The sequence below is a fragment of the Desulfobaculum senezii genome (genome assembly GCF_054657395.1).
This window is the reverse complement of the sequence record NZ_BAAHYU010000004.1, coordinates 273,814-286,307: the sequence shown is the minus strand read 5'-3', so window position 1 is coordinate 286,307 and position 12,494 is coordinate 273,814. Positions and strand designations below refer to the sequence as shown.

General features: G+C 63.0%; 15 protein-coding genes. 9 read left to right on the top strand and 6 right to left on the bottom strand.

Features of this window, described 5'->3' with window-relative positions; all coding sequences use genetic code 11:
- Positions 1 to 36: 36 nt before the first annotated feature.
- Positions 37 to 741 (bottom strand): DUF3047 domain-containing protein, encoded by a 705-nt coding sequence (locus tag ACYQ2T_RS16245; RefSeq protein ID WP_459901925.1) that lies wholly within the window; start codon positions 739 to 741, stop codon positions 37 to 39.
- A 248-nt stretch (positions 742 to 989) separates the two neighbouring features.
- On the opposite strand from ACYQ2T_RS16245, the gene ACYQ2T_RS16240 reads away from it, so the two are divergent.
- From ACYQ2T_RS16240 to ACYQ2T_RS16230, 3 genes are all read left to right on the top strand, one after another.
- Positions 990 to 1,868, top strand: coding sequence for an NmrA family NAD(P)-binding protein (locus tag ACYQ2T_RS16240; protein ID WP_459901924.1), 879 nt, complete (start codon positions 990 to 992; stop codon positions 1,866 to 1,868).
- Between the two features lie 379 nt (positions 1,869 to 2,247).
- Complete coding sequence (locus tag ACYQ2T_RS16235) at positions 2,248 to 3,207, top strand: phosphotransferase enzyme family protein (protein ID WP_459901923.1); 960 nt, start codon at positions 2,248 to 2,250, stop codon at positions 3,205 to 3,207.
- 67 nt (positions 3,208 to 3,274) lie between these two features.
- Positions 3,275 to 4,441 (top strand): BaiN/RdsA family NAD(P)/FAD-dependent oxidoreductase, encoded by a 1,167-nt coding sequence (locus ACYQ2T_RS16230; RefSeq protein WP_459901922.1) that lies wholly within the window; start codon positions 3,275 to 3,277, stop codon positions 4,439 to 4,441.
- Positions 4,442 to 4,560: 119 nt separating this feature from the next.
- Here the strand turns inward: ACYQ2T_RS16230 and ACYQ2T_RS16225 are convergent, their stop codons facing one another.
- Both ACYQ2T_RS16225 and ACYQ2T_RS16220 read right to left on the bottom strand, forming a co-directional pair.
- Positions 4,561 to 5,070, bottom strand: coding sequence for a peptidylprolyl isomerase (locus ACYQ2T_RS16225; RefSeq protein WP_404845435.1), 510 nt, complete (start codon positions 5,068 to 5,070; stop codon positions 4,561 to 4,563).
- Between the two features lie 80 nt (positions 5,071 to 5,150).
- The gene (locus tag ACYQ2T_RS16220) at positions 5,151 to 6,146 is read right to left on the bottom strand and encodes a glycosyltransferase family protein (protein WP_459901921.1); all 996 of its coding nucleotides are present in this window, start codon (positions 6,144 to 6,146) and stop codon (positions 5,151 to 5,153) included.
- Positions 6,147 to 6,321: 175 nt separating this feature from the next.
- Between ACYQ2T_RS16220 and ACYQ2T_RS16215 the strand changes: the two genes are divergently transcribed.
- Together ACYQ2T_RS16215 and ACYQ2T_RS16210 are read left to right on the top strand one after the other, a co-directional pair.
- Positions 6,322 to 6,852: a hypothetical protein gene (locus ACYQ2T_RS16215; protein WP_459901920.1), complete on the top strand. Its 531-nt coding sequence runs from the start codon at positions 6,322 to 6,324 to the stop codon at positions 6,850 to 6,852.
- Between the two features lie 2 nt (positions 6,853 to 6,854).
- Positions 6,855 to 7,322, top strand: coding sequence for a hypothetical protein (locus ACYQ2T_RS16210; protein WP_404845438.1), 468 nt, complete (start codon positions 6,855 to 6,857; stop codon positions 7,320 to 7,322).
- A 104-nt stretch (positions 7,323 to 7,426) separates the two neighbouring features.
- Here ACYQ2T_RS16210 and ACYQ2T_RS16205 read toward each other — a convergent pair whose 3' ends face one another.
- Positions 7,427 to 7,687 carry an RNA-binding regulator gene (locus ACYQ2T_RS16205; protein WP_404845439.1) on the bottom strand — a complete coding sequence of 87 codons (261 nt, stop codon included), beginning with the start codon at positions 7,685 to 7,687 and terminating at the stop codon, positions 7,427 to 7,429.
- 289 nt (positions 7,688 to 7,976) lie between these two features.
- On the opposite strand from ACYQ2T_RS16205, the gene ACYQ2T_RS16200 reads away from it, so the two are divergent.
- From ACYQ2T_RS16200 to ACYQ2T_RS16185, 4 genes are all read left to right on the top strand, one after another.
- Entirely contained in the window at positions 7,977 to 8,702 is a 726-nt protein-coding gene (locus ACYQ2T_RS16200) for a glutaminyl-peptide cyclotransferase (RefSeq protein WP_487247228.1), read from the top strand.
- A gap of 222 nt (positions 8,703 to 8,924) precedes the next feature.
- Positions 8,925 to 9,350 (top strand): hypothetical protein, encoded by a 426-nt coding sequence (locus tag ACYQ2T_RS16195; protein WP_404845441.1) that lies wholly within the window; start codon positions 8,925 to 8,927, stop codon positions 9,348 to 9,350.
- Positions 9,351 to 9,566: 216 nt separating this feature from the next.
- Complete coding sequence (locus ACYQ2T_RS16190) at positions 9,567 to 10,256, top strand: hypothetical protein (protein ID WP_459901918.1); 690 nt, start codon at positions 9,567 to 9,569, stop codon at positions 10,254 to 10,256.
- A gap of 31 nt (positions 10,257 to 10,287) precedes the next feature.
- On the top strand, positions 10,288 to 11,055 hold the full coding sequence (locus ACYQ2T_RS16185; protein ID WP_459901917.1) for a FlgO family outer membrane protein: 768 nt from the start codon (positions 10,288 to 10,290) through the stop codon (positions 11,053 to 11,055).
- Positions 11,056 to 11,133: 78 nt separating this feature from the next.
- Here ACYQ2T_RS16185 and ACYQ2T_RS16180 read toward each other — a convergent pair whose 3' ends face one another.
- Together ACYQ2T_RS16180 and sppA are read right to left on the bottom strand one after the other, a co-directional pair.
- Complete coding sequence (locus tag ACYQ2T_RS16180; protein WP_404845444.1) at positions 11,134 to 11,343, bottom strand: hypothetical protein; 210 nt, start codon at positions 11,341 to 11,343, stop codon at positions 11,134 to 11,136.
- 27 nt (positions 11,344 to 11,370) lie between these two features.
- Positions 11,371 to 12,381 carry a signal peptide peptidase SppA gene (gene sppA, locus ACYQ2T_RS16175; protein ID WP_459901916.1) on the bottom strand — a complete coding sequence of 337 codons (1,011 nt, stop codon included), beginning with the start codon at positions 12,379 to 12,381 and terminating at the stop codon, positions 11,371 to 11,373.
- Positions 12,382 to 12,494: the final 113 nt, after the last annotated feature.

The following is a 12,494-nucleotide window of genomic DNA, read 5'->3' as shown; positions in this document are numbered from 1 at the left end:
TGAGGGGGCGCTGTGGGGGACTGGTTGCGCAGGCTGTTAAGGCAGGGCTATCCAGTCCACGTAGGCCGTGGCGCTTGCGCCGGTGTTGTCGGTGTCCGTCATAATGGCCAGCGCTGCGGTGTGGGGCGGGTCTTCGCCAAAGGTGCGGCGGTAGTCCTCCACAATGTTCACGCGCTCCACTTGCCATGTTCCTGCCTGCGACGGGCCGCGCCGCAAGGGGATGATCATGGCTTGGTCCGTATAGGGGCTGACGAAAAAGTCCGGCGTATCCGTCACGCTGGCCCACACGTAGGTGAGGGTGGAGTGGGGCGGATAGTCGCCGGACACCAGTTTGGCAAGGGCGTACTTGAAGCGCGTCAGGCCTGTGGCGGCGTCCGGGTCGTAGGTGAAGACCACATACACGCGCAGGGGGTAGTCGTCTCCGGCTTTGGTGGTGCCGTCGGCCTCGGGGATGATGGTGTTGACCTTCCACCGCCACGCCAGCGTGGGATGCTCGTACACATCAAAGGGCGCGGTAGTGGTGATGCCGGAGGCACCGGCGCGGCTGGTGGCGCGCAGGGCCGTGCCGCCGTCCACAGGCGCAATGTCGTACGCCGTGGGCGTGTCGATGTTGTCAAAGGTCCGGTGGGTCCAGTTGTCAAGGGACGTAAAGTCGTCCCGCCACCAGTCGTCTGCGTGCGCTGAAAGTGGCACGGCGGCAACGAACAGGGTGAGGATGAGAAGAAGAAAGACATGTCGCATATCTGTACGTAGCACCATGAGGCGGTTTCGTCCAAGGGGGCGCTGCGGTCCGGGCATGTTGGTTCGCCAAAGTGTCGGGTGGCGGACGCTTGAAGGGCGCGATGAAGGTGGTTTCTACCTATTGGGAATGTTTCATTTTTTATCGTATCCGTGTAGTCTTGTTCGCAAGGGAGATGTTGTAGGTGGCGCGGCGGCGATTGGCCGCGCCGGAAGCCTTCGCATCGGGATGTTTGAAAAAGGGGAAACATATGGGGACCATTCTCGTTCTTGGCGGAACGGGCATGTTTGGTACCGCCCTCGCGGAATGTCTGCGAAAGACGGGGACCGACTATGTGCTGGGCGTGCCCACGCGGCAGACCCTGTGCGAAATGCAGGACCAAGGCCACCGCGCCGTGCTTGCCGACTTTGAGCGGCCGGAGACGTTGGAGTCGGCCCTGTGTGGCATTGAGGGGCTGTTTTTGCGTACACCGCTGGTTCCGGATATTGCCAACTGGACGGTCCGCGCCATTACGGCGGCGCGGCGGGCTGGAGTGCGGTTTATTGTGCGGGCCTCCGGCTGCGGTGTGGAGGCAGAGGGCAGCTGCGGCATGACCCGCCTGCATGGCGCGCTGGACGCCGCCGTGCGCGAGAGCGGCATTCCCTGTTGCCTTGTGCGTAGTGCGCCGCTGATGCAGGACTACGCCACGCATTATGCGCCCATGATTCGCGATACCGGGCGGATTTTCCTGCCCATGGGCATGGCCGCCACCGCGCTGGTGGATGCCCGCGACGTGGCCGAGGGGCTGTGCCGCATCCTTGCCACGCCCGAGGGCTTCCTTGGCCGCAGCTTCATGTTCACCGGCCCGTATGCACTGGATAATGTGGAGATAGCGGTCATCCTGTCGGAAATCGTGGGACGGCGCATCGCCTATGTTCCGGTGGACGACGCCACGGCGGAGTATGCCATGGTCCGCGCGGGCATGGCGCACTGGACCATTGACCTGCAACACGGCCTCAACGCCGCCATCCGCAGCGGCGCGGCCACGCAGGTGACGCCGGACCTTGCGGCCATACTGGACCGCCAGCCGGTGGATTTCAGAACCTTTGCCAATGCGTACCGCCAGGCGTGGGAGCCCGCCTACGCCTGACCCACGCGGCCCCGCGCCTCACCTTCTGCATGCTGTGCCCGCACCGCCACCCTGTGGCGGCGCGGGTGTTTTTGTCTGGTGGGGCCGTTTTGCGCTGATGTTGTGTTCTGAGGCAGGCCCCGACGCAAGTTCCTGCTCCACAAGGCATGGAAAACGGCGGGTCCCACGCGAGGCTCTGTGGCAGGGGGGCGCTCCTCTGGCCCAATGTGCGCGCCCTGCGCCGCGGCCCGGCCCTGCTGCGCGGCGGTAAAGATTGGTGTTGAGTGCCTGCGCCAGTCGTGGCAGTGTACCGCTCCCCGCGGGGGATGGGCAGGCGCGCTGTGCGTTCCCTTGCCCGCCCCGTCCCGCAGGGAAAAGACTGAACGACGTGGAGACGCCAATGCATGGAAATGACATATACCGCGACCTTCTCTCGCGCTTTGGGGTGGCGTACCGCCGCACCCGGCGCGATATCCCCTTGGCCGGCAGTCCGGAGCGCTGCGGTTGGCGCAGTGTTGTCGAGGGCGATGACGGCAGACTGTGGGTGCTGGAGCGCCTCAGTCCGGGCCAGCACGTCTGGCGCGAGTCCGTTGGTACGCTCCTCAGCGCCTTGACCCGCAGCGGCTGCGATGGCGCTGTGGCGTACCTGCCGTGCGGCGAGGGCTTTACCTGCGCCCACGGCGGTGAGCACTGGCAGCTTGCGCCCTTTGTCCCCGGCGACGAGTTGCCGCGTCCGGACTATATTCACGACGCGGAGCGCGGACAGGCCTTGGCGGCTTTTCTGGGGCGCCTTCGCCGCGCCGGGCAGCAGGTGACCCCGCCCCGCGAGGCCGCGCCTTTTTGCCTGCCGGAGTATATTCAGGACATTGTGCACACCGCGCGGCGCCTGCGCCCGGATGTGGCGGACGCCGTGGAACCGGTGGTGGCGGATATGGCCGTCATGGGGCTGGAATTCGCCGGCGCGCCCACAGCGCTGTGCCACGGCGACTATCATCCCCTCAATGTTATTTGGGCGGGGCAGGGTGTGCGCGCCGTTATCGACTGGGAGTTTACGGGCATCAAGCCCGACCTGTACGATGCGGCCAACTGTATTGGCTGTGTCGGCAGTGAGCACCCGGACTACCTTGTTCGCGGTCTGGTCCCCGCGTTTGTGACGGGCCTGCGCGAAGAGGGCGTTTTGCGGGCGGACAACGAGCGCTGGCTGCATCCTCTTGTTCTTGGTCTGCGCATGGCGTGGCTGTCCGAATGGCTGCGGCGGCGCGATGAGGAGATGCTGGACATGGAGCTGGAATATATGCGCATCCTCACCGCCTATGCGCCGCAGATACAGCGCGGCTGGGGCATCGCGAACCCGGCCTAGACGCGGGAACCAACACGATATGTATGCGCGCCGCGCCGCAATACCGCGCGGAAGGAAGTGACTGGATATGCAGGACGTTGACGCTCTTATTGTAGGAGCCGGGGCCTCGGGGCTGATGTGCGCCATTCGCGCCGGACGGCGCGGGCGGCGGGTTGCTGTGCTGGACAAGGGCGGCAAGACCGCCCGCAAGGTGCGCATTGCCGGTGGTGGCCGGTGTAATTTTACCAACCTCGACTGCGAGGCGCGGCACTACCTTGGCGAGAACCCGCACTTTTGCAAGTCTGCCCTTGCGCGCTTTTCGCCCTATGACATTCTGAGCCTGCTGGCCGAGAATGGCCTTGGGTATGAGGAAAAGGCCGAGGGGCAGCTGTTTTGCGAGCAGGGCGGCGCGGCTGTTGCGGGCGTGCTGGAGCGCCTCGCCGGTGAGGCCGGGGCGTCGGTTCGCCTTGGCATGGACGTGCAGACAGTGGAGCGCGAGGGCGACGGCTTTGTGGTGCGCACGGACCAAGGCGACATGCGCGCCCCAGCGGTTGTGGTGGCGACTGGCGGGCGCTCGTGGCCCGGCGTTGGCGCAACGACCTTTGGCTATGAGGTGGCGAAGCACTTTGGCCTGCGGGTTGTGCCGCCGCGTCCGGCGCTGACGCCGCTGGTGGTGCCTAACTGGCGCTACAGCGACCTCTCCGGCGTGGCCCTGCCCGCGCGGGTGACATGCGGGGACGCGAGCTTTGCCGATGACGTGCTGTTCACCCACAAGGGGCTGTCTGGCCCTGCCATTTTGCAGATTTCCAGCTACTGGCGCAAAGGCGAAGCCCTGAGCATTGACCTGCTACCGGGGCAGAGCATTGTGGACACCGTAGAACAGGCGCGCCATGAGCGGGGCAAGACCCTGCTGCGCAACGTTTTGGGCGCGCACTTTCCCGAGCGTTTGGCGCGGCGCGTTGCCGGCGCTGACGGCGATACGCAGGTGGCGGACCTGCGCCGCAAGGCCATGGACCGCCTTGCCGAGGCCGTGCACGCGTGGACGGTGCAGCCCTCGCGCGCCGAGGGCTGGGACAAGGCCGAGGTGACGGCGGGCGGCGTGGACACGGCGGCGCTGTCGTCCAAGACCATGGTGGCGCGCAGCGTTCCGGGCCTGTATTTTACGGGCGAGGTTGTGGACGTGACGGGCTGGCTTGGCGGGTACAACCTGCACTGGGCGTGGGCCAGCGGTTTTGCGGCCGGCGAGGCCGTTTAACAGCCTGCACGGCCGCGCGGCGTCAATGGCAAAGGGCGGGATGCTGTGAAGCATCCCGCCCTTTGTTGTGCCCTTTGGGCGAAAAGTGCGGCTGGCGGGCGCGGGCCCGGTCGACGCGGCTAGTCTTCCACGCGGCTGGTGCTGATGATGGTAATGGGGTCCACCGGCACGTCCTGATGGTAGCCGTAGTTCTTGGTGCGGACCTTGGCAATGGCATCAACGGCCTCCATGCCTTCCACAACCTGACCAAACGCGCAGTAGCCCCAACCGTCGGGGGTTTCATTGCGGTGGTTCAAAAAGCCGTTGTCCACAAGGTTCACAAAGAACTGCGCCGTGGCGCTGTGCGGGTCCATGGTGCGGGCCATGGCCACGGTGCCGCGCACGTTGGCAACGCCGTTGTTTGCTTCGTTCTGGATGGGGTCGTGGGTGGGCTTTTCGCGCATCATCATGTCCAGACCGCCGCCCTGCACCATAAAGTTGGGGATAACGCGGTGGAAGATGGTGCCGTTGTAGAATTCCTCATCCACGTAGGTCAGGAAGTTCTTTACGGTTTCGGGGGCCTTATCTTCGAACAGTTCAATGATGATATCGCCGTGGGGCGTCTCAATGCGCACTTTGGGATTGGACATATGTGGATTCTCCTTGGGAATGTGTGGTTGCCGGACTGCGGGGTCCGAGCCAAGGCCTATAGTGGAAAACGGCGTGGAGGTCATCCCCTGCGGTGGGTCCCCATCCTGAGATACTCCTCACGAAGCCTTGACGGCGGGGTGGTTTCGGCGAAATGCAGGTACAGAAGTTTGAGCATGTTTTTGAGGGCCGGGGCGTAGAGCCGCCGTTCGGCCACAAGTGTTGGTGCGGGAAAGGAAAAAAGCCACGACGCAAAGGCCTGCGCCCGGTGGCTTGCGCGGTGGGCGGCGTTGACGGCGCGCAGACCGCGTGCGCCGATGGCTTCGCGCCGCTGCTTGTCCGCAAGGGCGTCGTTGATGCGCGCCACAAGGCCGCGCACGTCGCCTAAGTCATAAAGAAGCAGGTGTTCGCCGTCGGTGAACAGGTCGTCCTGTCCGTGTCCGATGCGCGGGGTGAGCAGGCAACTGCCCGTGGCGAGGGCTTCAAAGACACGGAAATTCAGGTCGCCGCCCTCGCAGTAATTGAGCACCACTCTCGCCTTGGGGTACAGCTTGCGAAAGTCGCCGCGCTGGGCCACAAGCCCCGGAATGTGCATGGCGAGGCGGTCCAGAAACCGCTTGCGGCGGGGCGTGGTGCGCGCACTGACCGTGCCGATGAAGGCGACGTCCCACTCCTTGCGCGCCGCAGCGGGCTGGATGTCGTCAAAGGCGAAGTTGGGCAGCCACAGCACTTGCTGGGGGGTGAAGGCGCCTTCCAGAAAGGCGGGGATGACGTCGCGCAGGGCCACGGAGCACAGGTCAAAGCACTGGGCGTAGGCCGGGTACCAGCTGTGGATGTGCGCGTCGACGCAGTGAAATGCCGTCAGGCAGGGCCAGTCTTCCACGCTGTCGAGGGGCGGGCTTTGGCTCATGTCGCCGTAGACGGCGGCGTCTGGAACGCCGCCGCATGCCGCGCAGACTTCGTCAAAGGTGAGCAGGCGGCCTTGCGGCATGGGCACGCGCACCACGGCGTAGCCAAGGCGGGAAAGCGCCGCACTAAAAAAAGGATTGCCCATCCAGGCGATGATGGAGGTGCGCATTATCTCCGTACAATGCGCCCCCAGACTGCCCTGCGTCAAGTTTCGGCCCCATTTCGGACAAAACCCCGGCGGGTTGGGGCTATCGGCGTGGGTTGAGAACACGGCGTAAAGAGTATACACACACCGGGCGGGCGTCACATGGCGGCCCGAGTACCATAGCTCGAAGGAGTCTGACATGAGTGAACTGAAAGTGACGCCGGTTCAGCCCAAGCCGGAATTCGATGTGATGTATTTTCTTGAGGTCTGCGGAGAAACACGCCTGAGCCAGGAGCTGCTGGAGCAGCTGGAAGCCGCATGGAACGACTGGAAGGACCGCATGGCGGCCTTTAAGCTCGTGCCGTCCATGGCCAAGAATGACGACGGCTTTCTCTTCATCTACCTGAACGAGAGCGTCGAGGACGCCGTGGAGAAGGCGTGGCAGCAGTCCCCGGAAAACGGGATGTTCTTCCATAATCTTGCCATCACGCTGGTGATGTCTAGCGCCCAGAGCCTCGTTCCCGAACTGCTTGAAAGCTGTACGCCGCTTCCGCGTCCCATGTCCGAAGTGCTGGACTTCTTCGAGACCAGCGGGCTGGAGTGGAATGAGCAGATTGGCTCCCTGAACCGCCAGTACGCCGTGTACACGCCCATGCCGTACCGTGGCGGCTGTGAAATCTGCATGCAGAGCGACACCTGCCCCAACTCCACACTGCGGGGGAACGCCTAGCCATGTCCATGGACCCCCAGACCATGCGGGCGCATATCCGGACCGTCCTGCATCAGAAGCTGGACCAGAGTCCCGAGCGCAGAAAAGAGGCCCTGCAGGAATTCTTTGGCGTGACCATGGGGGCCGAAGTGGACCCCCGCGCTACGGAAAAACTGGCGGATTGCGTGCCGCCCATCCTGCCCGACCTCTACGAGAAGTGGATTGGCATGTTTATGGACCGTCTGTTCGAGACGGTGCCGCAGGACCACCTGGACATGCTGTGCGACGGCAAGGAAGAAAATAACGCCGCGCTGACCCTTATCTATTTGATGTTCCTTGAGTCCGAACGCATGGAAAAGCAGATTGATGAGGATTTGCGCTCCTACGGGCTGGAGCATACCGGCGACCACGACCTTGGCGACTTGGCCTCGTCGTACATCCGGGCAAAGATGACCCAGCTTGGCAAGTCCATCAAAGGGCTGGAGGAGTAATCCTCCGCTGCCTCCCCGTCTTGCAATGAGAACGGCCCGCTTCGCAGTCTGCGAGGCGGGCCGTATTGTATGTAGGGGGTAGAGTCAGCTGCAGCGCAGCGGTGTTACCACCTTCTGGGCTGGCGGGGTCGTGCTTCATTGATGCGCAGGGCGCGTCCACCAAGGGAGGCCTCCTGCAGGCTGTCGATGGCGGCCAGCGCTTCGTTGGCGCTCATCTCGACGAAACCGAAACCGCGAGAGCGCCCCGTGTCGCGGTCTTCGATAATCTTGACGGAGTGCACTTCGCCGTAACTTTCAAAAAGTTCACGGATTTCGTCCTCAGTGCTGCTCCAGGGCAGGTTCCCTACGTAAATCGACTTGACCATTTCCAAAACTCCTTAAAAAAATCGTGAAACACAACCCGCAGAACCCATGTCGAGGGTGGGTACAAAACTGCGAGACATTTAATAGTACTCCGCGTTATAGGGTATAAAGTCAAGTGGAAATGCATTTTTCAGTCGTTAGTGCATGATTTCCGGTTCTTTTGTTTGCTGAAATAGGTCCGTGGTTGGCGGATAAACACATATGGCTGGTGATATGCTTCGTTGTGTGGATGCTTCTTGGCGCTGTGGCGTGGTCTTGCTCGTTTGTGGAGTGGTTGCCCTGTTGTGTGTCGTGCTGACACATGCGGATGGCGTTGCTGATACAGACGCCGTGCCGCGCGTTGCATGCGTGGTGCGTGAGCGTATTCCCCATGATTCACGGGCCTTTACGCAGGGGCTGTTTTTCGCCGGCGACGCTCTGTATGAAACAACGGGGCGCTACGGGCGTTCCGGCCTGCGGCAGGTGGACGCGCGCAGTGGCCGTGTTGTGAAGGTGTGGCCCCTGAGCCCAACAGTGTTTGGCGAGGGCGCAACAGCGGCGGCGGAGCGCATTGTGATGCTGACGTGGAAGGCAGGGCGGGCACTGGTCTTCGACCCCGCCACGGAGCGCGTAACGGCGACGTTTGTCTACGACGGCGAGGGCTGGGGGCTGACGTGGGACGGGCAGCGGCTGTGGCAGAGTGACGGCTCGCAGTACCTGACCGTGCGCGACGCGCGCACCTTTGCCCCTGTGCGGCGTGTGGAAGTGACGGACGCAGGGCGGCCCGTGCGCGCCCTGAACGAGCTGGAGTGGGTGGACGGCGAGATATGGGCCAATGTGTGGCACAGCGACAGCATCGCCGTGATTGACCCTGCGGCAGGCGCTGTGACGCGGTGGGTGGATTGCGCATCCATTGCCAGACAGGAGCGCGCCCGTGGCGGCGGGGTGCTGAACGGCATTGCGTGGGACGCCGCGGGCGAGAGGTTGTATGTGACCGGGAAAAACTGGGGCAATATGTACGTGATAGACGCACAGTAGGTGTTGTGGGGCGGTCCTTCATGTCGTGACGGTTGGTCAGTGGCGCGCGAGGATGCAGTGTTGGCCGGAGTTTTGAGAAAATCAAGACGGCGTCATGTATTTTGCGTGGGAACTGCCTGGGGCTGTCTAGAAAAAGTCTTGATGAAAAGCATGGGCGCGTGTATATACTTGTCTGTAGAAGTGTTTGAACCTTGTATGGCGCTTTCCTGAAAGGGAGGAGGCATGGCACAGGTTGCGGCGCGGGTATCCCCCGAGCATGAACAGTGGCTCAAGGAATATTTCCGGACCAAGAGCGCTGGAGCGGAGTTCGTCGTCCCGTGGGCTGTGGATACCTTTTTCCGGTCCATCAATCAGGTGAAGGGCATGTTTTCCACACCGGAACTCATGACCATCCTTGAAGCGCACAAGGAAGTGAAACTCCTTCCGGACCAGTCCCGCCTTGCCTATCTGCAACTCCGGCTTCAGGACGCCTGCGACATCAGCCTGCTGCATACGAGGCACGGCGCCAGCAAGGCGAATCTGGAAGCCAAGCTCAAACGCCTTAATGACACACAGGCCGCATCGCTCATGATTTGGGCCGCAGCCTATTGGGTCAGCAAGCGCTGGAAGGAAGTGAACATGGAGGACTATGTTCGCGCCGTAAGCTGACAGCGCGCTTTTTTTCGCCCCCTTGCGCGCCAGAGCCGCCCGGAGCATTCCGGGCGGCTCTGGCGCGTTTTGCGTCCTGCCGCGCTGCCGCCCACATGGCTGGGAGGGTAAAGAACCGGGGGATGCCGCCGATAGGACAAATGTGGCGGTGTGGTGTGCGAGGGGTCTGTTGCCGTCCGCGCGCCAAGGACAGCAGCCTCAAGCGGGAGTACCCGAATGATGCAGCGATGTGGACTATTCATGATGACCGTGCTGGTTGTCGGCCTGCTTGCCGGGTGCCAGTCGCAGCTTCCTGTGGCGTCGTCCTATCCAATGGAGACGCAGCACAAGATGCAGGCGGCGCGGCACTGGGACATCTTGGCCGAGGACGTGGCAAAGCAGAGCAAAAAAGCGCTGGACGACCGCGTGGAACTGCGCCTGTTGGCCATTGATGTCATCCCCGACGCGCAGGGCCCGTTTGCGGAGGTGTTTCGCGAGCTGCTGCGCTCGCACCTTGTGCACGAGGGGCTGCAGGTGTCGGACAAGGATGAAGGCCAGCTGGAACTGCGCTTTAAGGTGCAGATGGTGAAGCACGGCAAGCGCTTTCAGCGTACGCCGCCGGGGCTTTTGTCGGTACTTGGCGCGGGCATTGCCGTCAGCCGCGACCTTGGCGCGGACGCTGTCTATGCGGCCAGCGTAGCGGGCATTTTGGCGGACGTGGCCATCGGCACCTTGCCGGGCTACAGCTCGCACGAGGTCATCATCACGTCCAGCATGGTCTGGCGCAACCGTTTCGTGACGCACTCGTCCAGCATTTATTACATTAACGACGGGGATAACCGCCACTATGGCAAGCCGATTCCGCCCGTTGGGGGCGACGGTCTTCCCGCCTACACCACCAAAAGTATGTCTGTGACCAATAACTAGCGAGGCAGTGAAAGTGTCCATCCGTTCTCTCGTGAAATCCGTTCTCCTGTTCCTGTTCTGCTGCGCCGCTGTGGGATGCACGGTGCGGGACACAAGCCAGCAGGGGGCCACCGGGCCCTACCGCCAGACCGTTGGCGGCTCCTTTGAGGGCGACGCCCTTGTCGCCGGCAGTTTTGTGGCCGCCGACGGGCTGGCCGCTAACCTGAAAAACCGCGTCCCCGAGGGCACGCGCATCCTTGCCGCCACTTTTGTGGACCGTGAGAATTTTGAATCGTCCTCGCCCTTTGGGCGGCTGGTGTCCTCGCAGGTGGTTTCGCGTCTTGTGCAGGCGGGGTATGATGTGATGGAAATCCGGCTGCGCAAGGAAATTGGCGTCCGCGCCGGCGAGGGCGAGTTTGCTCTCACCCGCGAGACCGCGCGCCTGATGCAGCAGAAGTTCGACGCCGAGGCCATCCTTGCCGGGTGCTATACCGTGGACGCGCACAATGTGTTTGTGGCCGCGCAGGTGGTGCGCCTTGATGACGGCGTTATTGTCTCCGCCTACGATTGGGCGCTGCCCAACCGCGGCGTGGTGTCGCGTCTGCTGTCGCCCAAGGCCCCGCAGGAAGACTTTGAGCGCTTGGTGCGGGCGCCCCTTGGCGAAGCGCGCCCCATGGCGCCCGTCAAGCGCGTAGCCGCCCCGGCTGCGCCCATGCGGCAGGAGAACATCACCGACGAGGCGCCTGCCAAGGCCGCCCCGGCCACGCCCAAGACGCAGGGCGAAATATTCCGTTTGTTCCCACCACAGCGCGTGCAGTAGCGCGGGCAGAAGGCAAAGAAAAAGCCCGGAGCGGTGTAGACCGTTCCGGGCTTTTTGTGTGTTGTGTCGGTGTGCGCCTTAGCTGGCCGCGCCGAGACCGCCATCAAAGGCGAGGTTGATGGTCTGGCTGACCTGTACAATAACCTGATTGTCCTTCTCCACGTAGCGGACGTTACGCTCCGGGTAGAGGGCCATGTCTTCGGCCACAAATTCCCAGCGCTGAACCTCGCGGGCTACTTCTTCATTCAGGACGGGAAAGACGGCGACTGTCACCCATTCGTTATCCATTGCAATCCTCCTAGATGCGCCATCTGGCTAGTTGCCTGCCGCGCCGCCAAGGGCGGGCGTCCACAGGTGGTAAAAGCCGGTGCGGGGCGTGGAGAGGACATCCGGCAGGACAAGGGTTGTCCCGCCCGTGAGGGGTCCAGACCACGAACCGGTGGCGGTGTTGTACAGGTTGTCATCAGGGAAGCGGGTGCGGCGGTAGACCACCACGCGCGCATCCTCAGAAAGTTCGGCAAGGTCGCGGGCCTTGGCAAGGGCGTCTTCGGTATATCCCGTGGCGTCCACCAGTCCCAGCCGTACGGCCTCGTTTGCCATGAGCACACGTGCATCGGCTACCGCGTCTAGCGCCTTCTGGTCAAGTCTTCTCCGCGCCTTCACCGCCTGAAGAAAGCGCGAATTCATGTCGTCTATCATGTTTTGCAGCAGCTTCCGCTCCTTTTCGGGGCTGGCGCGGAAGGGGGACCCCATGTCCTTAAGCTCTCCGGATTTGATGACCATGGTCGACACGCCCACCTTTTCCATCAGCCCGTGCAGCTTGGGAACGATGAGCACAGTGCCGATGGACCCCGTCACCGTGGTGGGGTGCGCCACAATGTGGTCCGCCGCAATGCTGACATAATAGCCGCCACTGGCCGCCACATTGTGCATCAGCGCCACCACGGGCCGCCCTGTGCGCTGCCGAAAGGCCATAACTTCATGATACAGCGTGTCCGACGCGACAACCGTGCCGCCCGGAGAGTCCACCATCAGCACCACGGCGCGGATGTCCGGGTCCGCCTCAGCCCGGCGCAGGTGCGAGACCACCTCTTGCACCAGGCTGGGCCGCGTGCTCAGCGATGGGCCAAATTCGCGCGGCGGCGCCGTGGAGATGGTCCCCGTGACGGGAATGACCAGCACTTTTTCCGGCGCAGTGCCGGAGATGACGCTTTCTGCCAGTGGCTGGCCCGACCCGTCGCCAAACAGGGAAATCTTGGGCGCGCAGGCGGCAAGGCTGATGACAGTGAAGAGCATGACGCAAAGACACAGACGACGGCGGAACATGGCGGCCTCCTTGAGGGTATGGCGCAATACAAGCAATGCAATGGAGACGCGAGGATAGCACAGGTGCAGGGAGGGGAACAGCGCAGGGCTGGAGGAAGGGGAAGAGGGCGGAG